We start from the raw sequence: 25160 nt of genomic DNA on the forward strand, positions 1-25160 counted from the left end.
CCGGTCAGCGGAGGGGCTCGCGGCTTCAGGCGGCGGCGGTCCGCGATACTTCAACGCATGGCACTGACACAGCAACTCGCGCGGGTGTCCACGCAGTATCTGGCTCAGTGTCGTGCAGCTGCGGCAGTGCCACCGGACGGCGACCCCGAGTGGGACCCGCCCGCGGAGGACACCGTGGATCTGGACTGGGCGATCTGGGGCTTGATCTGGTTCTGTCAGCGCATGCGCATAGTGGATCCGTGCATACAGGTCCTTAAGCGGAGTATTTCGGGGGATCCCGGCGGCGACGTCGAGTTTCTTGACCATCCCGGGGTCTGTGACGGCTTCGACTCCCCTCCAGCCCTTCTCGCTCCTGCAGCTGTGACCGAAGTGGCCCGAGAACTGGCCGCTTTGGACGTCGGCGAAGTACTCAGCTGCCTGCCTGCGGACCACTCGGCGGCTGCCGAAGCATGCGGATTCCGAGGGTTCAACGGACACCCACGCGAGTACCTCGTCGAGCATTTTGGGCTGTTGCAGAGCTTCTATCTGATCGCCAGCCGACGTGGGCTGGCCGTTCTGACCTGGACGGACTGAGCACGGTCCCACGCGAGCGGTCAGGCGGCGGTGAGCCAGTCCCGGTAGGCGCCCGCGAGGTCGTCGTCGCGGCGTGTGCCGCGTTCGATTCAGGAGATCACCGCCGGCCAGACGCCGAAGTGCTCGGCGACGGTGGTGAGGGTGATGTTCTTGGCCCGGCGTGCAGGCCGGAGGTCGGCGATGTCGGGGACCGTGACGGGTGTGGTGAGGTAGCGGAAGATCTCCCGGGCGATCGCGCGCTTGAGCAGGCGGATGATCTCTTTCTTCGTCCGTCCGCGGTGGTCTGGCGGGCGACGTATTCGCGGGTGCGGGAGTCGCTTGCCATGCGCACGAGGGCGATTCGGTAGAGGGCAGCGTTGGCGCCGCGGTCGCCGCCGCGGGAGAGGCGGTGGCGGTGGGTTCTGCCACTGGAGGCTGGAACCGGCGCCATGCCGCACAGGGCTGCGAAGGATGCTTCGGTGCGCAGGCGGTCGGGGTTTTGGCCGGCGGTGACCAGGAGCTGGGTCGCGGTGTCGGGCCCGACACCATAAGCGGCGCGCAGGCCGGGGTTGTGATCGGTGGCTGCGGCGTCCAGGGCGGCGGTGAGCGTCTCGTGTTCAGCGGTCAGGGCCTGGACCCGACGGGCGAGGCTCTTCAACGCGGTCAGCACAGCGACGCGCGGTCCGTCACCGCTGGGACGCAGTCGGGCCAGGGTGTCGGTGCGGGCTTTGCCGCGCAGGGCGGTGTATTTGACGCGGATGTCGTCCGGGGCGGTGATGAGGATCTGCGTGATCTGGTTGAGGGCGGCGGTGCGGGCCTTGACGGCGGATCGGGCCGCATTGTGGAGGGCGCGTATGCCGCTGACGGTGTCGTCTTTGGGCACGACCGATGCCCGTCCCGAGAGCGCGGCGCGGGCGGCTGCGTAGGCGCGCCGTGGGCGTTCAGGAAGGCGATTGCCGCTGTGTATCCGGCGGTCGTGGTCGGGAACTCCGCGTCGGCGACATGACCGCCGCGCCACCTCGTCGGCGAGGGCCAGCTGTTCGCGCTCAAACTGGAGCGCCGACGGGTTCGTTCCGATGCTCCGTCCGGGAGTTGCGGCTGTTCATGCAGGTCGAAGCTGCGGGTAGACGCTTCACGATCGTGTGGAGATCTGACAATTCCTCGCAGATTTCAGAAGGTCTTTCCGTAATTTGCTTGCTTGTGACGGATTCCGGGACGCCCCGCTTCTCCCTGATCACGCGTGGCGACGTAGCTGTGAAGGATCGGCCCGGCCGCAGCCGGAGCCGGGCTTGGTTGACGTCCTGACGCCCCAGCGGCAGAGTGCGGCATCCGCTTCCCCGGGCGGCGGGGTGCCGGACGGCACCTCACCGAAACGGTTGTCCCGTGGGGCCACCCCTGTCCTTGGCGGGCATGGCGGTCGACGCGTCGGGTTTACCTGTTTGACGTACAGACGCTGCCTGATCACGCTGCATAGGATGACGAAATGCGCTTCCAGGTCGTAGGCGTTCTTCTGACGGGGCTGGTGCTGACTGCTGGGTGCACCTTCTTGTCGGAACCAGAATCGCGTGCCGACGAGCATTCCGTTCAGAGTGATGTCCGGATGACACTCACATCTTCCAAGGCGGAATACACCCGGGAGGAACAGATCGCTCTTTCCATCGGCCTCACCAATACAGGAAGAACGGACTGCACAGTCGGCCGAGTCTCGGAAGGCACCGTGACGATTGTGTCGTTCCTCCGTGACGGCGTGCCCGTGGCGCCGGCGGTGACGAACGGCAGCTACATCAACGGATTCGCGGACTTCCTGTCCGCCAACCTCGTTCCATTGCGTCCTGGCGCCTCGTTGTCCGTACCGTGGACGAGCGAGGGGGGTACGTCGTTGGAGGACCGCCGGGCGTTGAGGACCTCGAGCCTGGACAACTTCGATGAGGCTGCGCTCGCGTTCTGGGCGGTCGACGTACCGGGGAAGTATGAACTGTCGGCCCGGTACGTCCATCCCCTGCTGCCCGCTGCACCGCCGGCCGGTAATCCCTGCGTTGCCTCGGGTGAAGCGGCCTCGGTCGCGTTCACCGTGACGGGAGGATGACGTTGACGACCGTGTGGCACCGGCTTCGGCGGAGGGTGGTGGTCCCGGTCGCCGCCGCACTGGCTTTCACGCTGGCGGTCTCGGTCGCGACGCCTGCAGCGGCAGTGGTCGCTGTCGGAGACAGCCTGCATGGCGTCTACGACGGATGCATCGCCAAGTTCACCGCCGCGGGCAAGCGTGATCTTGTCGACCAACTCGACCGATCCGCGCACAAGTTCAAGTTTGAGGAGTCAGCCGGCACCGTCTCCAACCCCGATTGGTGGAATTCTGAACGCGCTGCCAACGGGCAAGGCACCGGCGGGACGACCAAGTGGAACCCCAACGACACCACACCACTCCCTGGTGAAGACTCCGACGTACTCCGCGATACCTGCGCCACGCTCTACCACGAAATGAGCCACCTCGCGGATTACGACAAGGGCACCAACCGGCGCGACACCTGCCGCTACATGAGTGCCGGAAACGAAGTCGATACCGGCATCACTGTCGCTGAAGTCAAAGCGACCCGTAAGGAAAACGAGTACCGGGCCACTCAACGGGGTCTCCTTCCACGCACCAAATACGGTTCCGGTACCACCCTCCCGCCCGAGGGCACCGACTGCCTGGACAAGCCAGACCCTCCGCCGTCCCAGGGGGGATGCGGCGCAGGATGCGCGATCGGCACGGGCGACCCGCATCTGACAACGTTCGACGGTCTCTTCTACGACTTCCAATCGGTGGGAGAGTTCGTGCTGACCCGCTTGTCCACCCGAGGGCCGGATGTCCGCCACCTGGAGATTCAGGGCAGATTGAGCCCGCTACCGGGCTTGAGCACGGTGTCGCTCTTTTCGGCGGTGGCCGCCGACGTGGGAGGCGACCGGGTCGGGGTGTACCTGGAGAGTTCCGGTGCTGTACTTCGTGTGGACGGCAAGGCCGTCGTGGCATCGAGCGGCGTACGTACACTGCCGCACGGTGGAGAGATCGAGCAGCGCGGTCCCGATACCGTCGAGATTCGTTGGCCGGACCGGTCGGTGCTGCTGGTGGAGGCGGTGGGGACGTCGTCGCTCACCGTCTCGATCTACCTCGCGGATGCCCACAAGGGAGCAGTGGAGGGGCTGTTCGGCAATGACGACGGTCGGCCAGACAACGACGTGGTGGTGCGTGGCGGCCGCGTGCTCGGTGCGACACCGGCGCCCGAGGCCCTGCATTCCACATACGCGGACGGTTGGCGGGTTACGCAGAGTCAGTCACTGTTCGATTACAAGCCTGGCCAGACCACCGACACGTTCACCGACCGTACGTTCCCGCATGAGACCGTCGTGGCGGCAGATCTTCCCAATCGGGCCGCCGCCGAGGCGACTTGCCGCAAGGCACATGTCACCGCGGCGCGATCTCTGGAAGCGTGCATTCTCGACGTCGGACTCACCGGCGAGATTGCGTTCGCCGCTGCGGCGGCCGCAACGCAGAAGCAACTCGCCGCAGGCACGGCAACCAAGCTGTCCGTCCAGCAGCCCGACGGTAAGGCCGAACTGGCCTTCGACGGGATGTCGGGCCAGAGGGTCTTCATGGACGTGCTGTCGTCGGACCTGCCCGACCAATGTGACGCTCTCCATCTGATGAATCCGTCCGGAACAAAGTTGGCCGGCGGCTGCATCGTGGACGGAAAGGGCTTCGTCGATGCGACCGCCCTGACCGCGACCGGCCGGTACCGGTTGGTTCTGGCACCCGCCGACGGTGCCACCGGTCAGGCAGTCGTGCGAGTGATCACGACTGTCGATCAAGTGGGCGCGATCTCCAAAGGAGATCCGTCCGTGAGCGCGGGCGTCGGCAGGGCTGGCGGGGAGAGTCGCCTCTCGTTCACTGGTACCGCCGGGCAGAAAGTCTTCGTGGACGTGCCCGAATCCACTCTGCCCGACATGTGCAACGTATTCAGACTGCTCGATCCTGCAAACGACGTCATCGCTCATGGCTGCGTGGCCCACGGCAACGGCTGGATCGACGCCGTCACCCTGCCGGAGTCGGGCCCGTACACGATTCTCGTCGACCCCGCAGACCGCACCACCGGCGTCTCACAACTGCGCCTGATTGAGGTCGTCGACCAAGTCGGAACCACCAACGTAGACGGCCCCAAACTCGTTGCGAGCATCGTTCAGGCCGGTGCCGCAAGCCGCTTCCGCTTTTCGGGCAGCGCCGGACAGAGAGTCTTCGTCGACGTACCTGTGTCGACGCTGCCCGACCAGTGCGACGTGCTCAAACTGCTTGGCCCCGGTGATGAGGTCCTCGCCAGCGGGTGCGTGACCAATGGAAAGGGCGGTATCGACGGCACCGTTCTGCCTACCACCGGTGACTACACGCTCCTCGTCGACCCCGCCGACCGCACCACTGGAACGGCACACCTGCGCCTGCACACCTGAAGTATGTGCCAGCCGCTCACCTGTGCCGGGCAGCCAAACCCGACGGGCAAGGTGGGGTGTTCAGGCGCAATTCCCCTTGGGTTCGTCGCGAGAGTGCTCCGGGAATCTGCGAGCCCGTCGGTTTCAAGTCGTCGGTGACAGCATGATCGAGGCCGCCATCTGCGACGGTGACATCGTCACCGTTCGACGCCAGGACTCCGCCGACCACGGGGACGTTGTCGCCGCGCTGCTGGACGGCGAGGCCACCGTCAAGCGCCTGCGCCGCGAGAACGGCGGATGTGGCTGATGCTCCACAACGTGGCGTACGAGCCGATCCCGGGCGACGACGCGGCCATCCTCCGCAAGGTGTCGCCGTCCTGCGCACTCTCTGAGGACCACGAAGAGCGGTCCGCCCGGTCGACGATGGGCTCTACAACCAGCCGGTCAACAAGCTCGCGACGGTGCTGGCGTTCCGCTTCGGCTTCACCTACCAGGACTACCACGGGCCCGTCCTGCTGACCGGCGGCGCGGACGCCGAGGGCGAGACGGTGCCGCTCTCCAAGGACAAGCTCCTGGCGCTGCTGACCAGCCTCGAAGAGGAGCTCTAAGCCCCACCGCCGGAGCAGCCCGAAGGCTGCTCCGGCCCCCCTTGCGGCGGGGGAGTGGCACCCCCGCCGCAACCGAAACACGCAACCCTTCTGAGAGGAACGCAGCATGTCCGACACCCTGCTCCGCACCCTCGACCTCACGAGCCCGGCGACCTCGTCATCTACCACGGCAGCATCACCGACCGGCACGGCCTGTACCTCGCTAAGCCCTGTGACTGCTTCTACTGCGCCCGCGCCGACTACTTGGGCAGCGATGACGTCCGGTACCGGCTGACCGACCCGTACTCGGACGACCCGAACGCCCTCACGCTGCGCTGCGTACGCCGCCAGTCCGTCACCCGGTCCACCGCCAACGCCTGACCCAAGCGGTACCGGCCGGAGCAGCCCGGAGGCTGCTCCGGCCCCCGGCGGTGGGGGAGTGGCACCCCCGCCGCGCCGGAAACGCACCCCGAGAAAGGGCACCCGTGATGAGCGCGCACACCTTCGACATCGTCAGCCAGTTGGTCAGCGTCCTGACCCTGTCGGCCCGTATCGCCGAGTCCGGCAGCATTACGCATCTGCCGGAGACTGTCCGCCCTGTGGGCTGGGCGGCGCACTACGCCGGGGCCGAGCTGTCCTGGGAGCGGGTGGCGGAGGCCCGTGTGAGTCAGGAAGTTGCGCCGCTGCTCGCTGAGATCGCGTCGGCGGAGCTCCCGGCCGACGTGGCCCACCGGTACGCGTCCGTGGAGAGCTGGCGGCGGGCAGCGGTCGCGGAGACGCGCCGGATCGCCGGCAAAGAGGCGTACGAGCGCGTGGTGGGCGAGATGCGCCGGGAGGCTCTGGCCGCGATCGACGCCAAGGGGGCGGCGTTCCAGCCGGTCGAGTGGGAGGAGTCCGCGCGCGTCTTCCGCGTACAGGGCGAGTGGACCGTCACGGTGTCCGTCAGCGGGAGTGACCACACGGCCGTACGGGAGGCGTTCGCGGCCGGCCTGTCCGGCAGGCGCGACGAGATCCTGGCGGGGGAGGCCGGCCAGGTGTGTCTCCATGTGGTTCGGATCGGTTCGAGCGCGCGGAAATGTCCATCCCGTTTTGCCGGGGCGGCCCTTCTCCGTGCTGCGATGCCAGTGAACCCCCTGGTGGGGTGTCTTCTGACCTGCTTCTCGCACCAAGAAGGGCGCTGCTCGCCGTTTGAGGGTTCTTCGGGGAGCCCCGTTCGCTGCCGTGGCCTGCGGCGACGGCTCGGTCCGGTGTGCCTCTCGCCGCATGTGGCGGCTCCTGAAGCTCGCCTCCGGCGGCGGCCGCCTGAGATGGTGGAGCGGAATGTCGTCACGTAGGAAAGAGGGGAGTCTGGGTGACCGGCGAAGGTAGTTTCCCAGAGCTGATCCGCGACGATGACCCATGGCAGGGAAGCCTCGACGTGATGGGCAGTGTGCACATCAGGGTGCGGCAGTGGGAGCCCGGCCGGCTCACAGCGGTGATCAGCGGTCCCGGCGCCTGGAAGTACGAAGAGGTGTTCGCCTGGCTGCGCACGGAGTATCCGCACGACGCCGTGGAGCTCTTCCACCACCATCCCGGCGACTGGATGGACATGGCCTTCTACGCGGCGCTGACGGTGGCCGACGAGGGCAGCGTGACCCGGACGCGGATCTTCGGAGACACACTGGCGCAGCGCCTGGGGCCTTCCCTGTACGCGATGGAGGATCCTGAGGACGAGTCGGGCGGTTATGGCGGACCATGAGTGGTTTAGCTATTTCAGCGCATCCCGCACCAATGAACGACAAAAAGGGGTTGGACAGTTGACGCTCTACGGTATCAAGCCGGTCTACATTGCTGGGGTCTCGTTCCTCTGCCTCGCGGCTGGCGCGGTACAGCTGTTCCGGCATGGTGGCCCCTACTGGTTGATGATCGTCCTCTTCGTGGCCGTGGCCTGGAGCAACGGGCAGTGGCGGGAGGCCGGGCAACGGGACCCGGCCCAGCTCTCCAGCTCCGCCTTCTTCGTGATGCTGCTGGCACCCTTCGTGAGCGCTGGCGCGCTGGTGTGGGGAATCGCTATGGAGCTGTGACCCTGGTCGGGAGTTCAGGCACTGGCTAATGGTCACGTCCGTACGCCTCCCGCCTCCGCTCTCCCCGGGCCCCGGCAGGGGCCCGGACCCAGCCGCCCCTGCCGTTCCCGTCAAGGAGCAGCCCCACCGTCGGCCCGGATCCGGAGACGGCCCGGCTCGTCTTCATACCAGCCTGGTGGGTTCGACGGCTTCACGGGGGCGTCCAGGCCGCGGCGTGACATCACCAGGGAAAATCTCAGGTGCGGTAGCGGGCCAGCTCCCATGGGTCGTGCGCGGAGAAGATCTCGACCTGGTCATCGTGGTCACGGACCAGCTCGCGCAGTCTGGCCTGAGTTCCGAGCCGCAGGTCCCGGTGCGCCTGTGAGTGCGTCTGGACGATGTCCAGCAGCGGATGGGGTTCCTTCAATTCGCCGACTTCCCGGTGGTAGTAGTAGGCGTCGCCGCAGTGGAGGAGCCACCGATCGCCGTTCAGCACGGCAACCCCGGTGTGGCCGACTGTGTGACCCCCGAGGGGGATGAGTTTGATCTCCGGTGACAGTCCCTTCGGCTCCAACGCGGTGAAGCCGAACCACTGCTCGCCAAGCTCGTGATCGTAGGTGACCCATTTGGGTTCGTGTGCCCAGTGGGCCGGGCGGTAGCGGAAGCTGGACGCCTCGGCGCGCGCCACGGCAAGTTCGGCGGCCATCACGTGGACCTGGGCGCCGGGGAAGTCGGGAAGGCCGCCGCTGTGGTCTACATCGAGGTGAGTCACGATGATATGGCGCACGTCGGATGGTGCATAGCCGAGCCTGACGACCTGCCGGATGGCCGTCTCCTCCTCGTCGAGCGCGGGTTGTGCCATCTCGAGCCACTCGGCGCCGAGCGTGCCGCCCGGATCCCGGACGTTGCCGAGGCCCAGTCCGGTCTCGACCAGGACCAAGCCGTCGGCGTCGGTCTCGACCAGCAGGCAGTGATTCACAGCAGGCATGGGTTGTGGGCCGTCGTAGGTGGCTTCGATCGTCCGGACCGATCCGCAGTTCAAGTGATGGATCTTCATGGCGACTAGGCTGCAACTTAAACTGCGATTCAAGTCAAGGGGACGTCGATGGATGAAGCGTTGTTGGATATTGCCGAGGTCGCACGGCGCTCCGGACTGACGCCCTCAGCCCTGCGGTTCTATGAGAAGAAGGGCCTGATTGCCCCCGCGGGCCGCAACGGCCTTCGCCGCACCTACCATCCGGACGTGCTGGAACGCCTGGGGCTGATCACATGCGCGCGCAGCGCCGGTTTTTCGGTTGCTGAGATTGGCCGGTTCCTCGTGGCGCGGCCGTCCGACGCGGACCTGCGCGTCCGCATGGCTGCCAAGGCCCGCGACCTGGACGAGCAGATCGGCCAGCTCAACCGGCTCCGCGACAGCCTCCGCCACGCCGCGGTCTGCGACCACGAGCGAATCGTTGACTGTCCCGGCTTCAAGCAGGCCGTCGGCAACGTGTCCGCACCGGCAGCACCATCTCCTACCTGCTCTCCGACCACCAGGGCACCGCGATGACCGCCATCACCGTCGGAACCTTGGCGATCACCCGCCGCAAGCAACTCCCCTTCGGAGGCCTGCGCACCGAACAGTCAGAAGCCTTCGGCCCCCGCGGCTTCGTCGGCGGCACCAACGACCCCACCGGCCTCACCCACCTCGGCGCCCGCGAATACGACCCCACCCTCGGCCGCTTCCTCTCCGTCGACCCCATCATCGACTACACCGACCCCGCCCAGATGCACGCCTACAGCTACGCCCACAACAACCCACTCACCAAATCCGACCCCGACGGCCCCGTCGGCGGCCACTCACAAAACGACGAAGCCTGGGCGAGAGATCGCGGCATGACCGCCGGCTACACCAAGAAGAGCGGCAAATGGGCCTGGGAGGAGACCCCGAAGAAGGACGCCGAATCCCTGCGCCGCTACGGTGCCTATCGTGAAGACCCTGCCCACTACATGATCGATGATTCGTACGCAGCAGCCCGTGGGAAGCAGGCCTCAGAGGGCAGAGCTAAAGCGTAGGCGGCGGCTCGTGCCAAGGCTAAGGCGGACGCAGAGCGTCGTAAGAAGGGGGCGGTTTGTATGTCGTTTCGTGCAGTGCTCTTTTCCCTGCTTCGCAGGAAATCTTTCTATGGGATGATTCTCGGTTACTCAATCCTCGCGTTGATTGCAGCTCCTATGGTGGAAAGTGATTCACTTGTCCTCACGATTGTCGCATTCGTCACTGGCGTTACATTTGTTCCCTATCTCATGAAGGTTATTTCAGAGAACGAAGCTCCCGAAAAGAATTGTGGAGAGGGTGACGAAGCCAACGGCCAATGAGTCTGAAGAGCCACCCACTCGGAGCGCCGACGTGCCCGAACCGGAACTCATCCACCCGCGGTCATCGGCCCGGTCGGCCATGAACCGTACGGCGGCTTCGACGAGGACCGTCACCAGGCGACGGCCGCCGCCGGCTGCGGTCAGGGTGGCCGCGCCGATCGCCCCGCAGCCGCCCAGCTGGGCGAAGACGGTGTCCAGCGGGGTGCCGACGAGGGACAGGGCGTTGCCCAGCCCCAGGACGGCGATCAGCAGGATGGTGGTTAGTGGGTGTGGCCGATCTGCTCGATGTCGGGCAGCGTCTTCATGATGGTCTTGAGAGCTTTGGCCAGTTGGTGTTCGGCTTCGGCGTCTGCAGCTACCAGGGTGCGGTGGAGTGTCCATGCTTCGTCGTCGTGAGCGGAGGGGGTCCGCACCGCGGCTTCGGCGAATTGGAATCGGAGCTGTGTCGAGAACTCGAGCTTCTCGAGTGTCTTCGCTGATTCGCTGAGGGTGGTGTGGGCTGCGGGAGGCAGCCAGCGGAGGCCGAGTTCTTCCAGCCGCGGCCGGATGTCGTTGTCGAGGCGGGCCCAGTTCTGCAGGATCTGTCTGATCCAGGGGCGGAGGTCATTGCGGGCTTTCGTCAGTGCCTGTCCTCGGGCTGTCGCCCAGTCGTTGAGATCCGTACGCAGATCCTGCCGCAGGGTGTCGAGCGCACTGCCGTCCTCGGGAAGGTGCTCGTTGTGGTCCAAATCCTTCTTGACGGCCCGACTTCCCGCCCTCAGCGCGTCCAGGGTGGCGTCGATCCTTGCTGGATCACTCTCGACCAGGCCTGTCCTGAGGGTCGCGGCGAACGAGGCTGCCGTCTTGCGCGCGTGGGAGGCACAAGCCCGGCGGGCCGCGGCGTCAGCCTGATCCTCGGCCAGCTTGGAGAGCGCCAGCAGCGCAAACGGGACGCCCACCAGCAGGCCGGCGAGGCTGGAGAAAAGGTTCGTCGCGAAGCCGCGGTTGTCCCACCAGCCGTGGCAGTCTCCGTACAAGCCCAACGACATCAGCGCTACGCCCAACGGTACGAACACCCGAACGACCACCCGGACTGACTTCGGCGTGCTCTGCCACCACTCCATGACGCCCCCTTTCAAATCCCCCAATACCAGGGGCGACAGTAGCGCGGGGTGCACTCACCAGGGCGGGCCGTCCCCACAACGAGCACCGGGCCTGCGCCCTGCCGCGGCCCTCTTCAGCTGCAGGAACGCCGAGGGCTGCCGAGCTGGGAACGGCTTCTTCGGTGCGGGTGGGCGGCACGCTTCTGTCCGGTCCCGGGCCCCAGCCGGGGCCCGGCCGTGCTGTCCCTGCTGCCCGGCAGGGGCACCACTGAGCCGGCCTTCGCCCCCGCGGTGACTTCCGGCCCGCTCCGCCCACACGGGCCCCGGTAGGGGTCGGCCGTGCTGCTCCGCTGTTCCCGTCAGGGAGCAGCGCCGTTCGCCGGCCCCGGGAAGCCGAAGAGGACTACGCCCGCGCCGTAGGGGAGGAAGCCCAGGCGGGAAAGCCCCGGCTGTTCCGCCGCCGCTGCTCGGCCTGGGAACGCAAGAACATCGGCCGGGCGTCGATCACGCTGGCCAGCAACTGGGTGTGCCGCAGATGGGCCCGCTTCAGCAACCGCAGAACCCGTGCACAGGTGAGCTGCACGTCGGCGTCCTGCACTTCGCTGCGAGCCTCGCGGGTCCACTCCATCAGTTCGCGCTCCACCTGCTGACGCTCGCCGAGAGGGGAGCGGGCGGAGCTCAGCAGCTGCGGGATCTGCTGCTTCCAGTCCACCGCCCGCACATCGCGCCCGGTCTCCTCCAGCACCGCGCGGACACGCTCGCCGTAGAGCAAGGACAACTTCAGGCTGTCAGCCGCGCTGTCCTCCGCCCGTCCCCACCGCCCCGTACTCACCTGGCGGCGCAACATCGCGTCCTTCGCGGCCTGCTCGTCCTCCACGTCGTACTCCAGCCCCGCCAGCAGCAGGTTGATCGCCGGAGCAGTGGCCTTCAGAACCGCCTGACCGTGCCGCCCGAACCCCTCCTCCAGGAACCGCAACGACACTGTCACCCGCTGGTGGCCGGTCCGCTAGTCGCTGTAGGAGACGTCGAACTCCTCCCCGCCCTGGGCGTCGTTGAGCAGTTCACGCAGCACGAACAGGGCGACCGCCCGATGCTCCGCCTCCTCCCGGTCCGGAGCCGCCGCCCGCGCCAGTGAGGCCAAGAACGCCACCACGTCCTCCGTGTTGGCCTCCACCTCCATTCCCTGCCTGCTCACCACGGCTTCCAATGCCGTCAGCGCCAGGGGTGCGCGGATCGTAGAGATCCGCCGGGAACTGCTGCCATGCCTGCCGGTGATCGATGCGGTGCAACGGAGCGGCACGCGCCATCACGGAGGCGCGTCGTACGAAGCCCGGCTCAGCCACCAGACCAAGCCATGTGTCGTCTCCGTGCGCGGGATCCGGAGCGGCAGCCAGAAGCCGCAGCTCCTCCCGGTCCAGCAGAGACCGCACGATCTCATCGGTGTCGTCATCCTCATCAAGACCGTGACCGGCCTCGGAGAAGCGGGAATCTCGCATGCGCACAGTGCAACAGAGATATGACAAAACATGGCAAAAGATAATTATCGGGCCATTCTGTCGGCGGGCGGCCAACAGGGGGGAACCTCAACCGCAACAAGACCCACTTCACCCGCAGCTTTGCCTCTCCACCCCGACCATCAGAATCGCTACGATCACGGATCAGCGGTTCGGGGATCACCTTGCCGCAGGGGATAATCGCTGCATGTCCGTCACCGACTCCGGCCGCGACGATGCGGCGCTGTACCGAGTGAAGTTTGCCCAGCGGTTGCCGGCCGACCTGGGCGAGCTCACGGGGCCTGAACACGGCCTGGTCGAGCTTCCACTCCACGTGGCCTGGTCCGGTCTGCGCGTCTTCGACCTGGACCGTCCACGCCAGCGCATGGGCCTGTACCGGACCGTGCTCGCCGAGGGCATGACCGAGGACCTGTGCCACTTCCTCAACGGCAACCTGCTCGTGGACCTGTGGCCAGTGCTGCGCACCCTCGTCGGCCGCACCGTGAGGGACGTCTGGGAGGACGCCTTCCCGCAGCTGCGGGAAGCCAGGGCCGCCGCGTGAGGATGCCCGAGCTGCACGCACGGCTGCTCGCCGACGTGCTCGCCCTCGGCTCGTCCTTCCCGCTCGTCCTGACCGGCGGCTACGCCGTCCAGGCCCACCGGCTTGTTGAACGAGTCAGCCAAGACCTGGACCTCGCCACCGAAGCCGCCACACCGATGGACGAGATCACGCAGTCGCTGCGCACCGGCCTCGAGGAATAGGGCTGGCAGGTGTCGGTGATCGAGGTGGCGCCCCTGTCGGCGCGCTTCGAGGTCACCGATCCACTCACCGGCGATGTATGCGAAGTCGACGTCCTCAAAGAAGTCTTCTGGCGCCCCATTGCCCACAGCGACTACGGCCCTGTCCTCGGTGAGGAGGACGTGATCGGCACCAAGGTCAGAGCCCTCGCAGACCGCGGCGCAGCCCGCGACCTGATCGACGTCTTCGCCGCTTCACGCCGCTGGAACTCCTCCGACCTCGAAGAGTTCGGCCGACGTCACGCCCGCGGCCGGTTCAGCCCCGAAGACCTACAAGCGCGCCTGGCCGGCGCCGACTGGATCGACGACGCCGAGTTCGCCGCCTACGGCCTGGACGAGAGCGCCATGGGCGCCCTGCGGACCTGGGCCCAGCTCTGGTCCGACGATCTTGCACGCCGCCTGCACCGTCCCGAAAACGATGACGACTGAGGCCTGTACGCATGCGTGTGGCGAACACCTTCGGCCTCTGCCTGCGGGCGCTGCTCCCGCCCGTCTGACACCAGGGCGGCGAGGAGGGAGACCTTGGCCGTTCAACCCGGCTTCCGCGCACGAGCACGATTTCGCCCGTCGGCGCGCCTCGGCCCGGCGAACCTATCGGTTCACACCCGCGGGACACTCCGGCCAGCGGATCATGTCCGCCATGCCCAACACGCTGTGGACCATCGTCATCGCCACGATCACTGCCCTGGCGGTGACGGCCGCCACGAACCTGCTCCTCACGCCGGGCCAGACGGCGTACCAGCGTGCCTACCGCGACTACCAGGCCCGGATGCTGACCGATGCGGTGGTGACCGCCATCGCGCGCGCCGAACACTTCACGGACGGCTTCCTCAGCGGCCTGTTTCCTGTACCGCGCCACCGCTCGGCGCTCGGGCTGTGGTTTGACCACCGCCGCGACCAGCACCAAACCGGAGAAGAAGCTGCTGAGTGCGGCTGGACGCATCCGGGCGGATATGGCGTGGCTGGCCGAAGCGCCCCAGGACGACGAAGAGGCCGCCGCCGTACGGCACTTGTTGCTCGTCGTGGAGGCCTTGGAGGATGAGGTGGCCTGGCATTCCCAGGCCCGCTTCGAGGAGGCCGTCCGGACCGCTCGCCGCATGCTCGCCGGCCCCGGGGCGCAGGAGAACGAGCAGCTGCTCTACGAGCAAGGCCAGGGGCGACTATGTGAAGCTCCGCGGCGGCAACGGCACCGACTCCGACGCCTACAACGTCGTCTATCGCGACAACTGCAACTTCATCTGGAACAACGACCGCGACACCATCTACCTCTACAAGCCCTCCGGCAGCCGCGCCGACGTCCACTCCTACACCAAGAGCGCAAACGACCCCGACGGCAACGGCTACATCACCTTCCACTGAACATGCGAAGGCCCTGGCCCCATCGCCCGGCGGAGGGGCCAGAGCAGTCCAAGAACCGGTGCCCACATGCCGTCACAGTGCCCGCAGCGGTGGTGCAAGTAATGGGGACATGACCAGCAGGTGCATGACGCGTCCGCGATCCCTCCGCGGACGGTCACGGCTGGCTGGAGCGGATCCAGCCGGCCGCAGACTCTCCGAGATCGACGTCCGGTCGTGGACGAGGCGTCGATGGGCGACGACCGCGCCGCCGCCACGCTCATGACGGCCAGGATCACGACCGCGACGACGGACACCAGTCCGGTCACGATGCGGCCCCTCGCGTGACTGTGGCCGCGTGCCGCAACAAGCTGCCTGAGCCCGGTTGCCCTCGTCACGTCCAACCGGGGGCAACTCGGCGGCGCGGACTCCGTGCGCGGCCGCCCAGCGGGCGAACGCTTTCCAGCCCCGGGTCGTCGGGCTCTGCGCACGGGCGGTGGCCCCCGATGCTCATTGTGAGGAATGCTCGGGCGGGCCGATGAGCGAGCGCAGTACCGGTACGGCTGAGCCGGCCGCGGCCAGACCGGTGAGCACGGCGGCCGCGATGGGCGCGCTGGTGAGCGCGGTCAGGCCGCCCGCCACCAGCCCGATGACAAGCGCGGTGAGCAGGACGACGGTGGTGTGCAGGGACAGGAACGGCGGCTCCGGGGCGGAGCCGCTCGGGCCGGGGTTCGCCGGCGGCGTCGTTTGCGTCATGCCAGCACAGTTGCACCGAACACGACGCTGACCTGCATAGAGCGAACAACTCCGGTGTTGTCCGATCAAGATGGGTGTGGCGCCGTGCAGTCATCGGCGTGTTCAGCCGTGTTCCATCGTGTTCCGACTCGGCCAGTGCTGTCCGGCCCGGTTCGTCTACTCTGCTGTCCACGGGGCGAGTGGGGGGACAGAGTGGCTGATTACCAGGCAGCGCTGCGGGAGCTCGGTGAGGCCCTCACCGAACTGAAGCGGCGGCGCGGGGCCCCCTCCTACGACCGGATCCGTACCCGCGGGGTGTTCTTGTTCGGCGAGTCGTCGGCGTTGTCGAAGGCATCGATGAGTCTCATGTTCGCCGGGCAGAGCGGCCCGATCTCACTGGACCGGCTGCTGTGGCTGGTGCGCACGCTGTTGTCCTACGACGGCGGCGTAGAGATAGACCCGCCCGGGCGGCATGATCAGGAATTGGAGCCGTGGCTGGAGCGGTGGAGCACCCTTGAAGCTTGCCGCACCGCTCGCCGCCGGCAGACGTCCCATCCGAAGACTGAGCGCCCGAAGGCGGCAGCGGCGACCAACCCGCCCTCGCTTCAGGATCTCCCGAAACCGTTCGCGCCCAACTCCACCGACCAAGAGTTACCACAGCAGGATGGACCGGCCGACACGCCGTCGCAGTCCGCCCACGTGGTGATCAATAGAGGCGCCTCGGACAACGACACCACCGAGGATCCGGGGCCCGCTCGCCATCCGGAGCCGACGCCGGAGCCGGAGCAAAAGCCGAGGTGGTGGCGGCGCAAGCGAACGGTGTGTGCCGCCGTCGGCCTGATGGTGCTGGTTGCCGCGGCGGGCATCGTGGGTTTGGACGGCGATGACGATGGCACTCCCGCCCCCGAGCGGCCGGATGCGAAGCTGCCCACCTGCACGGGCCGGGCCACCGAGACACTGCGGATCGCCTCCTCGACGGACAAGTCCGCCGTCCTGAAGGAGCTGGCACGCAGGTACGCAAAGCGCTCGAGCCACGGCCAGTGTGTGCAGATCGCGGTGGACAGCATCGATTCAGGCACGGCCATGCAGACGCTGGCCCGGGGATGGAACAAGACGGACGGCCCGCAGCCCGACGTATGGTCACCGGCCTCAAGGATCTGGTTGCCGATCGCCCGGCAGCGCGCTGAAGACAAGGCGCTCGACCGGCTTCCTGCGACCGCCGGCACCTCCATAGCCACCAGCCCGCTGACGATCGCCATGCCCGAGCCGATGGCCAGGGCGCTGGGCTGGCCCACAAAGAGGATCGGGTGGAAGGATCTCGCGTCGTTCGCGGGCCAGCGGGATTTCTGGAAGAACCACGGCCACCCTGAGTGGGGTGCCTTCAAGCTCGGCAAGACCAACCCCGAATACTCGACCTCGGGACTGAACGCCACCATCGCTGCGTTCTTCACCAAGACCGGCACCTCGGCCGAGATGGCTCCCAAGCACCTGAAAGACACACAAAACCGCAAGCGCGTCCGCGACATCGAGAACGCCACGGTCCACTACGGCGACACCACCCTGACCTTCCTGGCCAACTTGCGCCGCGCCGACGACAGTAACCAGAGCACCTCCTACATCTCTGCCGTCACCGTCGAGGAGACCGCCGTCATCGCCTACAACAAGGGCTACCCCTGCGGCAGTGACTCGGTTGAGCCCGGCTGCGAAAAGAAGAAGCCGCCGCACACCAAGCTCGTCGCCTTCTACCCCGACGACGGCACCCTCTACAGCGATCACCCCTATACCCCGCTGAACGGCCTGCGGGCAGCGCAGGAGGCCGTCGCCGATGACTTTCGCGCCTACCTGGCCGGCAGCCACGCCCAGGAGCGCTTCACCGCACTGGGCTTCCGCATCGACCCGGCCAAGGCCACCGCGCAGATCACCCAGCAAAACGGAGCTCAGCCCAGCGCCACCCCCGAACAGTTGGAGGCGCCCGCACCCGATGTCCTGGACAAGCTGCTGGTCGCCTGGCGTGAGTTACGCAAGCCCGCCAACGTGCTGATCCTGATGGACACCTCCGGCTCCATGAACCAGGGCACCGGCAACCACCCGGACCGGCTCCCCGAAGAACCGAGCAAGCTCGACCTCATCAAGGACGCTCACGGACCGCTCCTCGACGGCTTCACCGACCAGGACAGGGTCGGTCTATGGAGCTTCTCCGACAGCCGTAAGGTCCACCAAGCGCTTTCACCCATGGGCGCCACGACCAGCGCAGGAAAGACCCACCGAGACGACCTCGAGGCCAGCATCCAGAGTCTCAAGCCCGAGGGTGCGACTGCGCTCTACGACGTCATTGACGACGCCGTTAGGGAGCTACGCCGCGACTACGACCCGAGCGCCATCAACGCCGTCGTCGTCCTGACCGACGGTCGCAACGAACCTGCGGACACGCCTCCTCCGCTCGAGACCCTGCTTGGCCGCATCGGTGACCCCGATGAACCGGCTGTCCGGGTCTTCACCATCGCCTACAGCAGCAGCGCCGACGAGAAGGCCACGAAAGGCAAGACCCCACTCCAAGACATCGCCGCAGCTACCCATGCCCGCGCCTATAACGCGCGCGACCCCAAGACCATCAGCAAGGTCCTGACGAATGTGATCTCCAACTTCTGACCTCGTACGGGGACATCCACCCGGGACGACCCGCGACCGGCAGCCCGGCCGCTGACGCGGCGGGCGTACTCGGTGCAGATCAGGCCAGCCAGGTCGAACATGAGCGAGAGGCCCCAGGCCAGCTTCTCGTTCATGCCCCAGGCGGCGAGCTTGCCGCTGATGGACCAGACATCGGCGGCGAGCATCAGCACAAGGACGATGAGCCATGCGGCGCGTACAGGGCGGCCGATACGGCGTGCCCGGGTAAGCTGCTGCTCAGCCATGGAGGTCACTCTCCGGCGGTCAGAGCCCCGTTGGTGTGTCCAGCACCTGCGGGGCTCATTCAGTTGTGGGGCGTCGTCGGAGCCGTCGGGCTCGTCGTGACGCGGTGTCAGGTGGGCGCCACGCGTTGAGGGGTGCCCGACACCGGGCGTCGTGGGCAGACCTACGCTCCGGCGGGGACGTGGTCCGGCATGGCGGACGAGGTGGACGACGCGGCCCGGACAGCGGCGGACGAGACGATCGCCGCGGTGCGCGTTGCGCTGCGCCTGCTGGAGTCGGTGCCGCATGCGACGGTGCGGGCGAAGGCGGTCGGCCTGGTGCTGGCCGAGTGGCCGGAGTTGCACCGGCTGCCGAAGGAGATCAGGCAGCAAGCGGCGCAGACGATGAACGATCAGGGTCTCGTCTTCCCGGAGATCGGCCGGCTGATCGGGACGGATCGGTCACGGGTGTGGCGAATCGCGAAGGGCATATGACGGTATGTGCACGTTCTGCGTCCAGGTAGACGCTCGGCGTGCTGTGAACGACAGCGCGGCGCACGATGGGGGCATGAGCGCACCGATCGTCGTGCACCGGCCGTCCCCGATGGGAGGCCGCCAGGTGACCGTGCGCTTGCACGACCGTGACGAGGTCCTCCTCGGTACCGCGTACTCCGATCACGACCTGGTGGTGTTCCTCGAGGCTGCGGGCTTCGATGATCCAGGCCGGATCATTGACGACTCGAAATGGGTTGAGTGGCGCGGCGTCGATGCTCATCGGTGGGACGCAGGGTGACGATGCGCCAACCGGGGGAGTGGCATCGCAGGGTTGGCAGTGTGGCGCGTGGCGCAGCCGTGGCCTCAGGGTCAGGATGGCTCGAGTGCTGTCTCACGCCCTCGAGGGGCTACAGCGTGGAGGCACTCGCGCCCTCGGACTAGTTTCCGCTCGCCCATCAGGGGCGCGCCCCAGTGCTGATCGATGAGCAGGGAGTGCCAGATGAAAGGGGAACCGCCGGAACCCCAGGAATGGCACCGCACTCACCTTCCGGGCCTGGAGGTGCGCAGGAGCGCGACCGGTCTCGTGGCCATGAGGCTCCTGGGTTGGGAAGAGGTCCTGCCGCTATCCGTGATCAGAATCGCGACCGCTGACCCGCCGCCGCTCCAGCGCGGCGTTGCGCCATGGAGGCCATGGAGCGGTTGACTCCCGCCTGACCCGTCAGCCCTGAGTGCGTATTTCTGATCCTCAGGCGTCTCACGCGAAAGGCGCCCGCATCGACTGGTCGAAGAAGCCCTAACCACGTGCAGCAGCCCGGAGCCCCTGCCGCCGTGCGGTCCAACACAATGGTTGAGGATGGAATCATGGCAGGAGAAGCAGGCGAGATCGCTCTGAGCAAGCAAGACCTTCGTGAGGTCACCGCGTTCGCTGCGGCATGTGCGGAAGTGGTGCTCGAGATATTCGAAGCCGATCAGCCGGACGACTCAAGGCAGCCAAGAGCGCGGACACTGCGGCTGCGCGCGAGGCAGCTCGGGCAGCGATGTCTGCGGCAGGCGCCGCCTACTTGCATCCCCTGGCCAATGCCACCCAGGTCAAACACATTCTCGGAGCAGGCGCTCACGCGGCCAGAGCAGCCGAACTCGCTGGCGACAACCCGACTATCGGTGCCGAACACGTTGAACAAACGGTGCATCGTGCGCCACTGGTCGTCGTTGACGTGCTCAAACGCTTCCCAGCGGCACCAGGTGGCGGTGGACGGGTTGGTGAATTGATCCGCATGTTGGATGCTGACCTTCGTTCCTTCACCCTGACTGAATGACTTTCAGCATCCAGATGACGCGGCCTCCTGAGTGAGTGTGGCGTGCGACGAGGGCCGTGCGAGGAGATCCGCAAGGTGCTGCGGGAGACCGGGTGCAGGGAGTTCGGCGGTGCGGACGGTGGGTTCGCGGTCGAGGGCGGGGAGAGCGGGGCGCCCTTCCTGGTGGCTTGCGGGGTCGACGGGCGGGCGGAAGTAGAGCAGGAGATGCGGCGGTGTCGGCAGGCGCTGGCCGGTGCGGGCATGCGCGTCGAGTCGGCCCCGAGGACGGCAAGGCCCTGCTGGTGTGGGTGCCGGGTACGGCGATGTAGCAGGGCACCGGCGCTCGAGGTGGTCAGGTGAGGGTTTCGGGGACAGCGCGGGCCAGTGGTTCGAGGTCTGCGTACAGGGCGGCGTGCAGCGCGGCGGCCAGTTCGCGGGCCCGCTGCTCGTTGGCGATGTCGTACAGCACGATGTACACCGGTCCGGGGGAGGAGTCGGGGAGGATCTGGCGGGAGCGGATCAGGCGGATGACCGCGGTACGGACGGCGTGGTACACGGTGTCGTCGACGGTGTGCTGCGGGGCGGTGATCGTGTCGGCTTTGACCGTCCAGTGGTGCCCTTGGCGTTCGACGGCGACGAACACGGTCTGCTGTCGCTTGGCGGCCTTGTACGCGGCGTTGAAGGCGTCGATGCCCGTGGCGTCCGGGATGAGGTCGGCGGGGCACGGAGCGGGCAGCGGCTGCATGGGCAGCATCGTGTCAGGCCGGCGCGTAGGGGAACGGTGACAGGGGGCGGGGCGTGTCGGGGTGGCTGCTGAGCCGGCTGGGCGTGAGCGCACAGCAGCAGGTTCGGCCCTCTTGCGGAGCCATCGCGTCGTAGGGGTGAGGCGGCTGCCTGGTCTTGGGGAACACCGGGACGAACGCCTCGGCCACGCGCTCGACGACCTGCGCACCGCCGTAGTGGCCGTCGAGGGTGACAGCACCTGCGTCGATGCCGACGCGAAGGGCTGCTGCTGAGATGACCGCCGAGATATGAACTCGACCGACGAAGGACGTGCCGTGTTGCTCGGGCCTCCGGGGCGCAGTCGTGGCCCTGCCTCTGGTGGAGGTCAGGGCCACGAGTCGCGAGGGAGATGACATGCCCTGGCGGGCATGTGGTCGAGGTGATCAGTCGCCTGGCGGCGGGTGTCGGCGTGGAATGGCCGGGGCTTGGCCGCGCAGGGTCACGTTCATGTCCTGGCGGCCGGCGTCAGTGTCTGGCCGGGGATGACGCTGAGGCCTTCCAGGTGCTCCAGTTCTGAGGGCCAGCCGGACCTGCTGTGTTTCCTGCAGATGGTGGTGGTGGAGGGCTCGTAGGTGTCGTCCCCGGCGAAGGTGGCGGTGTAGCAGGTCTCGTTGTCCTGTTTGCGCGGGACCTTGCAGGTGGCCTTGCCTCTGGTGTCGGTGGTGTCGGTGCACAGCGAGAGGGATTCGGTGGTGAAGTCGATGGGCTTGCCTGCCAGGGGCTGGCCCTCGGCGGTCAGTCTGGCCTGCAGAGTGAGGCCATCCCTGCCCCCGGCGCCCAGGGCGTCCAGGGCGTCCTTCCCCTTCTTCTTCTCCAGCCTCAGCGTCAGCCTGGTCGGGGTCCGCTCCGCGGTGACGGTCCCGATCGCCACCCCAGTGGGGCCCTCTCCGACGGGGATGGGGTCTCCGATGGCGGCGTTGGTGGCGGTGTCGATCAGCGAGACGGTGTTATCACCGGCGTTGGTGACGTAGACGCGGGTGCCGTCCGGGGTGACCGCCACGTCCCTGGGGCCGCTGCCGACGGGGATGGTGGTGGTGACGGTGTTGGTGGCCGTGTCGATCACCGACACGTTGTCATCGATGCTGTTGGCGACGTAGACGCGGGTGCCGTCCGGGGTGACCACCACACCTAGGGGGCCGCTGCCGACGGGGATGGTGGTGGTGACGGTGTTGGTGGCGGTGTCGATCACCGTCACGCTGCCCAAGAAGATGCCGGTGGTGATGTAGACGCGGGTGCCGTCCGGGGTGACTGCCACGCCATCAGGCTCGATGCCGACGGGGATGGTGGTGGTGACGGTGTTGGTGGCGGTGTCGATCACCGACACGTCGTTCGAGAGGCGGTTGGTGACGTAGACGCGGGAGCCATCCGGGGTAACCGCCACACCAACAGGGCGGTTGCCGACGGGGATGGTGGCGGTGACGGTGTTGGTGGCCGTGTCGATCACCGAGACATTGTTCGAGCCGATGTTGGCGACGTAGACGCGGGTACCGTCCGGGGTAACCACCAAGCCTCGAGGGCTGCTGCCGACGGGGATGGTGGTGATGACGGTGTTGGTGGCCGTGTCGATCACCGACACGTCGTCCGAGCCGGTGTTGGTAACGTAGACGCGGGTGCCGTCCGGGGTGATCGCCGCGTCGTCGGGAACGTCGCCGACGGGGATGGTGGTGGTGACGGTGTTGGTGGCCGTGTCGATCACCGACACGTCGTTCGAGTCGCTGTTGACGACGTAGGCGAAGGTTCCGGTCTGCGCGGCCGCGGGCGTGGCCACGGCAATCGGGAGGGCCAGGCCGGCCAAGACCGCAACTCCCGCCACCCAGGCCCGCAGCAGCGCCCTCCACGAACTTCCACCCCCGCGACTTCGCCCGGTACTTGCCTGATCCGGCGGCCCCCATACTGCGATACCCGACATCAAGACCTCCTGCAGTGCACGACACCGAAGTGTGTTCCGGTGTCCCGAATGAACTCGGCGATTGATGCCCCGTTATGGACGTCGGGGGTCGCCGCGGCTGAAGATCGCCGCGGCCGACGCTAAGCGCCGTGATCAGCACGCAGCCGCACACCACCCCGAATGCGGGCCGTATGGACGACTCGGACCCCCCTTCCGGACCCACCGCCTCCGCCGCTCCACCCGCCGCACCTCGCCGGTCAGCCCGGCCGTGAGAAAGTTCCAGCGGACCGAGACGTTCGTCGACCTGCTCGGCGCGTTCCACCGGTTCGTACGCGAGACGTCCAAGGCGGTACCGAAGGCTGCTGCGCGACCGGCCGCCGCGGCGGCACCGTAAGTGCCTGTTTTTAATCCCCAGTTCTGCGTAGCCTTGGGTCCTACGCTGGCGTGGTGTCCAAGGGCACCGGGCGGGCCGGGGAGAGGGACTGTCGGGCTTGTGGCGAACGGCTGAGGCCGGGTGCCCGGCCTGACGCCTTGTTCTGTTCTTCGGCGTGTCGGGCCAGGCAGTGGCGTACGGACCGGCGGCTGCGCAAGCGCCTGGCCGCCGTGCGGGGCGGGGTCGGTGAGGCCGAGTGTCCCGAGTGCGGGGCCCGGTGGGTGGCTGGCGTCGACCGGAGGTCGACGGCCCTGTTCTGTTCGGGCCGGTGCAAGGTGAGGGCTTGGCGGCGCCGGAAGGAAACGTTCGGCGAACGGTCACAGTGACCGCATCGCGAACGCATCCTGAGCCCAACTTCGTTCAGCAACCGGTCATTTGCGGTCGTCCGTTGTGATCAGTGGATTTATGGTCTGACTCTCGGTGGTGAGCGGGTCGTGTTCACGTCACGGACGTCAGCTCCGTGCCCCGGCCCGCCTGGATGGTGAGAGCCGCCATGCCCGAGGAGATCGACAACGTCGGAAAAGTAAGCCAGTCCCGCTACGAGCAGATCGTGGCCGAGCTGCGTGACGTGGTGGAACAGCAGACGCGCGGGCAGTTCACGATCGGGGACCGCGCCCTGGAGATCGAGCCGATGAGGGACTCAGGCGGCCACAACGATGTGGACCCGGAGTGGTCGGTGACCGCAGTGCTCACGCGGCTGGCCGAGGACATCGGCCTGAAGTTCAGCACGGTCAAGGCGGCGAGGTGGACGTCCTCGCGCTGGCCTGTTGACCGGCGCCGGAAAGGCGTCTCACACACCGTTCACCGCGTCCTGGCCCACATCGAGATCGAAGAGGAACGGTTCGCCTCGATCCTCTCGCTGCCCGAGGGCAAGGCCCGGTGGACGGTGGATGATGCCCGCCGGCGGGTCGGCAACCGCGTCGAGACGCCGGTGACCTCGAAGGAGAAGATCACCGCGATCCACACGCTGGCTCAGGACGACCAGGTCGCCGCAGCGGTGACCAGCGATTTCCTGAAGCGGCCGGAGGTGACGGCCAAGGTGACCCAGGTGGACAAGGCCCGGGTGGTGGATGAATTCACCCGCGACGAGCAGGTGGCAACCTCGGCTGCCACGAACCTGCTGCGCAGGCCGGACGTCGCGTTCAAGGCGATGAGCGACGACACCGCCCGCTTCCAGGTCAACCATGCCCAGGCCGAGCGCGGCCGGCAAGCCCGCCACCAGTTCGAGGACACAAGTCCGGTCGCCCCGGCGGTCCGCCATATCGACCGGACGGTGGAGTTCCTGGACCTGGTCACCGCCTGCCACTCGTTCGTGGCCGCGGCCGGCCGCGCGGTTCCGGGCCTGCGCGATCGCACGCTCGGCGAGGACGAGCGCACCATCGTGCACGAGAACGTCGCGAAGGTACGGGCGACGCTGGACTGGATCGAGACCGCAGTCGACACGGGCAAGGTCGACATGGACGACGAGCTGGCTCGCATGCTGAAGGGCGAGTAGGCATGCCCCGCGCCTCACGGCGCGGGGGTGACGCCGCCAAGCGGCATGCGGACACCCTGCGGTTCGTGCTGCTCGAGGCCCGGCCCGCCGGGCTGCTGTTCCACCAGCTGACCCGCGCTTCTGACCTGTCTCCCAGCCAGGTCAGAGCCGGTCTGGCCTGCCTGCGCGACATCATCGCGGAGAGCGGCTGGCCGCCACTGATCTGGACCAGGGCCGACGGCTACCTGCTCGGCGCCGAACCGGTCGCCCTCCAGGCATACGAACGGGCCGTACTCACCGGGAAACTGACCGAGTTCCGCCGGTTCCTCACCGGCACCGTTGCCCCGCACGCCACCGCCCACCCGGGCGACAAGTGGGTCAAGCACATCATCGCCCAGCTCAACTCCATCGAATCCACCCTCGACCTCGTCGTCTCGTCCTGACCACCACGAGCGGTCCGCCCGGCC

General features: G+C 67.3%; 29 protein-coding genes and 4 pseudogenes. 24 read left to right on the forward strand and 9 right to left on the reverse strand.

Annotated features, from left to right (window positions below; all coding sequences use genetic code 11):
• Window positions 1-57: 57 nt before the first annotated feature.
• Entirely contained in the window at window positions 58-573 is a 516-nt protein-coding gene (locus IE198_RS31115; RefSeq protein WP_189892680.1) for a DUF1877 domain-containing protein, read from the forward strand.
• Window positions 574-670: 97 nt separating this feature from the next.
• Here the strand turns inward: IE198_RS31115 and IE198_RS35795 are convergent, their stop codons facing one another.
• Window positions 671-1435, reverse strand: a complete 765-nt coding sequence (locus IE198_RS35795) for a transposase (RefSeq protein ID WP_229834570.1) — start codon at window positions 1433-1435, stop codon at window positions 671-673.
• A gap of 600 nt (window positions 1436-2035) precedes the next feature.
• On the opposite strand from IE198_RS35795, the gene IE198_RS31125 reads away from it, so the two are divergent.
• From IE198_RS31125 to IE198_RS31155, 7 genes and pseudogenes are all read left to right on the forward strand, one after another.
• The gene (locus tag IE198_RS31125; RefSeq protein WP_189892682.1) at window positions 2036-2638 is read left to right on the forward strand and encodes a hypothetical protein; all 603 of its coding nucleotides are present in this window, start codon (window positions 2036-2038) and stop codon (window positions 2636-2638) included.
• Window positions 2635-5031: a VWD domain-containing protein gene (locus IE198_RS31130; protein WP_189892684.1), complete on the forward strand. Its 2397-nt coding sequence runs from the start codon at window positions 2635-2637 to the stop codon at window positions 5029-5031. Before IE198_RS31125 ends, IE198_RS31130 begins: the two co-directional genes overlap by 4 nt.
• A 46-nt stretch (window positions 5032-5077) precedes the next feature.
• Window positions 5078-5379 (forward strand): annotated as a pseudogene (locus tag IE198_RS35800) (LexA family protein); the annotation flags it as partial.
• 92 nt (window positions 5380-5471) lie between these two features.
• Window positions 5472-5618 carry a hypothetical protein gene (locus IE198_RS31140; RefSeq protein ID WP_189892686.1) on the forward strand — a complete coding sequence of 49 codons (147 nt, stop codon included), beginning with the start codon at window positions 5472-5474 and terminating at the stop codon, window positions 5616-5618.
• Between the two features lie 467 nt (window positions 5619-6085).
• Entirely contained in the window at window positions 6086-6931 is an 846-nt protein-coding gene (locus IE198_RS31145) for a hypothetical protein (protein ID WP_189892688.1), read from the forward strand.
• A 17-nt stretch (window positions 6932-6948) separates the two neighbouring features.
• Window positions 6949-7335 carry a hypothetical protein gene (locus tag IE198_RS31150; protein WP_189892690.1) on the forward strand — a complete coding sequence of 129 codons (387 nt, stop codon included), beginning with the start codon at window positions 6949-6951 and terminating at the stop codon, window positions 7333-7335.
• A complete protein-coding gene (locus IE198_RS31155) occupies window positions 7322-7660 on the forward strand; it encodes a hypothetical protein (protein ID WP_189892692.1) in 339 nt (112 codons plus the stop codon). Before IE198_RS31150 ends, IE198_RS31155 begins: the two co-directional genes overlap by 14 nt.
• Window positions 7661-7895: 235 nt before the next feature.
• On the opposite strand, the gene IE198_RS31160 is transcribed toward IE198_RS31155, so the two are convergent.
• Window positions 7896-8696, reverse strand: coding sequence for an MBL fold metallo-hydrolase (locus IE198_RS31160; protein ID WP_189892694.1), 801 nt, complete (start codon window positions 8694-8696; stop codon window positions 7896-7898).
• 48 nt (window positions 8697-8744) lie between these two features.
• On the opposite strand from IE198_RS31160, the gene IE198_RS31165 reads away from it, so the two are divergent.
• From IE198_RS31165 to IE198_RS31175, 3 genes are read left to right on the forward strand one after another with little or no spacing between them, the layout of a single operon-like run.
• Window positions 8745-9188: a MerR family transcriptional regulator gene (locus IE198_RS31165; RefSeq protein ID WP_189892696.1), complete on the forward strand. Its 444-nt coding sequence runs from the start codon at window positions 8745-8747 to the stop codon at window positions 9186-9188.
• Window positions 9185-9694, forward strand: coding sequence for an RHS repeat-associated core domain-containing protein (locus tag IE198_RS36440; RefSeq protein ID WP_189892698.1), 510 nt, complete (start codon window positions 9185-9187; stop codon window positions 9692-9694). Before IE198_RS31165 ends, IE198_RS36440 begins: the two co-directional genes overlap by 4 nt.
• Before the next feature lie 60 nt (window positions 9695-9754).
• Entirely contained in the window at window positions 9755-9994 is a 240-nt protein-coding gene (locus IE198_RS31175) for a hypothetical protein (protein ID WP_189892700.1), read from the forward strand.
• A gap of 260 nt (window positions 9995-10254) precedes the next feature.
• Here IE198_RS31175 and IE198_RS31180 read toward each other — a convergent pair whose 3' ends face one another.
• The 3 genes from IE198_RS31180 to IE198_RS31190 all read right to left on the reverse strand — a co-directional run bounded on the left by IE198_RS31180 (window position 10255) and on the right by IE198_RS31190 (window position 12250).
• Entirely contained in the window at window positions 10255-11097 is an 843-nt protein-coding gene (locus IE198_RS31180) for a hypothetical protein (protein ID WP_189892702.1), read from the reverse strand.
• Window positions 11098-11479: 382 nt separating this feature from the next.
• Window positions 11480-12058 (reverse strand): hypothetical protein, encoded by a 579-nt coding sequence (locus IE198_RS31185; RefSeq protein ID WP_189892704.1) that lies wholly within the window; start codon window positions 12056-12058, stop codon window positions 11480-11482.
• 24 nt (window positions 12059-12082) lie between these two features.
• Window positions 12083-12250 (reverse strand): hypothetical protein, encoded by a 168-nt coding sequence (locus tag IE198_RS31190; protein WP_189892706.1) that lies wholly within the window; start codon window positions 12248-12250, stop codon window positions 12083-12085.
• On the opposite strand from IE198_RS31190, the gene IE198_RS31195 reads away from it, so the two are divergent.
• The 5 genes and pseudogenes from IE198_RS31195 to IE198_RS31215 form a co-directional block, all read left to right on the forward strand.
• Window positions 12237-12596, forward strand: a complete 360-nt coding sequence (locus IE198_RS31195) for a hypothetical protein (RefSeq protein ID WP_189892708.1) — start codon at window positions 12237-12239, stop codon at window positions 12594-12596. The two genes, IE198_RS31190 and IE198_RS31195, sit on opposite strands and share 14 nt — an antisense overlap.
• Window positions 12597-12777: 181 nt before the next feature.
• A complete protein-coding gene (locus IE198_RS31200) occupies window positions 12778-13131 on the forward strand; it encodes a hypothetical protein (protein WP_189892710.1) in 354 nt (117 codons plus the stop codon).
• Window positions 13128-13796, forward strand: a pseudogene (locus IE198_RS31205) (nucleotidyl transferase AbiEii/AbiGii toxin family protein). The gene IE198_RS31200 and the pseudogene IE198_RS31205 overlap by 4 nt, the downstream one beginning before the upstream one ends.
• A 211-nt stretch (window positions 13797-14007) precedes the next feature.
• Complete coding sequence (locus tag IE198_RS31210) at window positions 14008-14409, forward strand: hypothetical protein (RefSeq protein WP_189892712.1); 402 nt, start codon at window positions 14008-14010, stop codon at window positions 14407-14409.
• A gap of 110 nt (window positions 14410-14519) precedes the next feature.
• Window positions 14520-14726, forward strand: a pseudogene (locus IE198_RS31215) (lamin tail domain-containing protein); the annotation flags it as partial.
• Between the two features lie 486 nt (window positions 14727-15212).
• On the opposite strand, the gene IE198_RS31220 reads toward IE198_RS31215, so the two are convergent.
• Window positions 15213-15458 carry a hypothetical protein gene (locus IE198_RS31220; protein WP_189892714.1) on the reverse strand — a complete coding sequence of 82 codons (246 nt, stop codon included), beginning with the start codon at window positions 15456-15458 and terminating at the stop codon, window positions 15213-15215.
• Between the two features lie 192 nt (window positions 15459-15650).
• On the opposite strand from IE198_RS31220, the gene IE198_RS31225 reads away from it, so the two are divergent.
• Window positions 15651-18086 (forward strand): substrate-binding and VWA domain-containing protein, encoded by a 2436-nt coding sequence (locus IE198_RS31225; protein WP_189892716.1) that lies wholly within the window; start codon window positions 15651-15653, stop codon window positions 18084-18086.
• Here IE198_RS31225 and IE198_RS31230 read toward each other — a convergent pair.
• Window positions 18023-18349 carry a hypothetical protein gene (locus IE198_RS31230; protein WP_189892719.1) on the reverse strand — a complete coding sequence of 109 codons (327 nt, stop codon included), beginning with the start codon at window positions 18347-18349 and terminating at the stop codon, window positions 18023-18025. The two genes, IE198_RS31225 and IE198_RS31230, sit on opposite strands and share 64 nt — an antisense overlap.
• A 189-nt stretch (window positions 18350-18538) precedes the next feature.
• Between IE198_RS31230 and IE198_RS31235 the strand changes: the two genes are divergently transcribed.
• From IE198_RS31235 to IE198_RS36825, 3 genes are all read left to right on the forward strand, one after another.
• Entirely contained in the window at window positions 18539-18820 is a 282-nt protein-coding gene (locus IE198_RS31235; RefSeq protein ID WP_189892721.1) for a hypothetical protein, read from the forward strand.
• 73 nt (window positions 18821-18893) lie between these two features.
• On the forward strand, window positions 18894-19118 hold the full coding sequence (locus tag IE198_RS31240) for a hypothetical protein (RefSeq protein ID WP_189892723.1): 225 nt from the start codon (window positions 18894-18896) through the stop codon (window positions 19116-19118).
• A 739-nt stretch (window positions 19119-19857) separates the two neighbouring features.
• A complete protein-coding gene (locus IE198_RS36825) occupies window positions 19858-20136 on the forward strand; it encodes a hypothetical protein (RefSeq protein WP_373300036.1) in 279 nt (92 codons plus the stop codon).
• Between the two features lie 331 nt (window positions 20137-20467).
• Here IE198_RS36825 and IE198_RS31250 read toward each other — a convergent pair whose 3' ends face one another.
• Window positions 20468-20860: a hypothetical protein gene (locus IE198_RS31250; protein WP_189892725.1), complete on the reverse strand. Its 393-nt coding sequence runs from the start codon at window positions 20858-20860 to the stop codon at window positions 20468-20470.
• Between the two features lie 160 nt (window positions 20861-21020).
• On the opposite strand from IE198_RS31250, the pseudogene IE198_RS31255 reads away from it, so the two are divergent.
• Window positions 21021-21131, forward strand: a pseudogene (locus IE198_RS31255) (transcriptional regulator); the annotation flags it as partial.
• 212 nt (window positions 21132-21343) lie between these two features.
• On the opposite strand, the gene IE198_RS31260 reads toward IE198_RS31255, so the two are convergent.
• Window positions 21344-22807, reverse strand: coding sequence for a YVTN family beta-propeller repeat protein (locus IE198_RS31260; protein WP_189892727.1), 1464 nt, complete (start codon window positions 22805-22807; stop codon window positions 21344-21346).
• 64 nt (window positions 22808-22871) lie between these two features.
• Here IE198_RS31260 and IE198_RS36220 point away from each other — a divergent pair, with 64 nt between their 5' ends.
• From IE198_RS36220 to IE198_RS31270, 3 genes are all read left to right on the forward strand, one after another.
• Entirely contained in the window at window positions 22872-23180 is a 309-nt protein-coding gene (locus IE198_RS36220) for a DUF6192 family protein (RefSeq protein ID WP_268246515.1), read from the forward strand.
• A 532-nt stretch (window positions 23181-23712) separates the two neighbouring features.
• A complete protein-coding gene (locus IE198_RS31265; RefSeq protein WP_189892730.1) occupies window positions 23713-24714 on the forward strand; it encodes a DUF6192 family protein in 1002 nt (333 codons plus the stop codon).
• Between the two features lie 2 nt (window positions 24715-24716).
• Window positions 24717-25136 carry a RacP protein gene (locus IE198_RS31270; RefSeq protein WP_189892732.1) on the forward strand — a complete coding sequence of 140 codons (420 nt, stop codon included), beginning with the start codon at window positions 24717-24719 and terminating at the stop codon, window positions 25134-25136.
• Window positions 25137-25160 lie beyond the last annotated feature (24 nt).

The organism is Streptomyces xantholiticus (assembly GCF_014651015.1).
In the GTDB taxonomy this organism is placed as follows: Bacteria; Actinomycetota; Actinomycetes; order Streptomycetales; family Streptomycetaceae; genus Streptomyces; species Streptomyces xantholiticus.

Coding starts and splice junctions, on each gene's coding strand:
- IE198_RS31265 (WP_189892730.1), top strand. CDS start 23,713: ATGCCCGAGGAGATCGACAACGTCGGAAAAGTAAGCCAGTCCCGCTAC.
- IE198_RS36220 (WP_268246515.1), top strand. CDS start 22,872: ATGCCCCGTTATGGACGTCGGGGGTCGCCGCGGCTGAAGATCGCCGCG.
- IE198_RS31155 (WP_189892692.1), top strand. CDS start 7,322: ATGGCGGACCATGAGTGGTTTAGCTATTTCAGCGCATCCCGCACCAAT.
- IE198_RS31125 (WP_189892682.1), top strand. CDS start 2,036: ATGCGCTTCCAGGTCGTAGGCGTTCTTCTGACGGGGCTGGTGCTGACT.
- IE198_RS31160 (WP_189892694.1), bottom strand. CDS start 8,696: ATGAAGATCCATCACTTGAACTGCGGATCGGTCCGGACGATCGAAGCC.
- IE198_RS31235 (WP_189892721.1), top strand. CDS start 18,539: ATGGCGGACGAGGTGGACGACGCGGCCCGGACAGCGGCGGACGAGACG.
- IE198_RS31220 (WP_189892714.1), bottom strand. CDS start 15,458: ATGACGCAAACGACGCCGCCGGCGAACCCCGGCCCGAGCGGCTCCGCC.
- IE198_RS36440 (WP_189892698.1), top strand. CDS start 9,185: ATGACCGCCATCACCGTCGGAACCTTGGCGATCACCCGCCGCAAGCAA.
- IE198_RS31200 (WP_189892710.1), top strand. CDS start 12,778: ATGTCCGTCACCGACTCCGGCCGCGACGATGCGGCGCTGTACCGAGTG.
- IE198_RS31180 (WP_189892702.1), bottom strand. CDS start 11,097: ATGGAGTGGTGGCAGAGCACGCCGAAGTCAGTCCGGGTGGTCGTTCGG.
- IE198_RS31230 (WP_189892719.1), bottom strand. CDS start 18,349: ATGGCTGAGCAGCAGCTTACCCGGGCACGCCGTATCGGCCGCCCTGTA.
- IE198_RS31145 (WP_189892688.1), top strand. CDS start 6,086: ATGAGCGCGCACACCTTCGACATCGTCAGCCAGTTGGTCAGCGTCCTG.
- IE198_RS31240 (WP_189892723.1), top strand. CDS start 18,894: ATGAGCGCACCGATCGTCGTGCACCGGCCGTCCCCGATGGGAGGCCGC.
- IE198_RS31210 (WP_189892712.1), top strand. CDS start 14,008: ATGCCCAACACGCTGTGGACCATCGTCATCGCCACGATCACTGCCCTG.
- IE198_RS31260 (WP_189892727.1), bottom strand. CDS start 22,807: ATGTCGGGTATCGCAGTATGGGGGCCGCCGGATCAGGCAAGTACCGGG.
- IE198_RS31250 (WP_189892725.1), bottom strand. CDS start 20,860: ATGCAGCCGCTGCCCGCTCCGTGCCCCGCCGACCTCATCCCGGACGCC.
- IE198_RS31165 (WP_189892696.1), top strand. CDS start 8,745: ATGGATGAAGCGTTGTTGGATATTGCCGAGGTCGCACGGCGCTCCGGA.
- IE198_RS31270 (WP_189892732.1), top strand. CDS start 24,717: ATGCCCCGCGCCTCACGGCGCGGGGGTGACGCCGCCAAGCGGCATGCG.
- IE198_RS31130 (WP_189892684.1), top strand. CDS start 2,635: ATGACGTTGACGACCGTGTGGCACCGGCTTCGGCGGAGGGTGGTGGTC.
- IE198_RS36825 (WP_373300036.1), top strand. CDS start 19,858: ATGTCTGCGGCAGGCGCCGCCTACTTGCATCCCCTGGCCAATGCCACC.
- IE198_RS31115 (WP_189892680.1), top strand. CDS start 58: ATGGCACTGACACAGCAACTCGCGCGGGTGTCCACGCAGTATCTGGCT.
- IE198_RS31175 (WP_189892700.1), top strand. CDS start 9,755: ATGTCGTTTCGTGCAGTGCTCTTTTCCCTGCTTCGCAGGAAATCTTTC.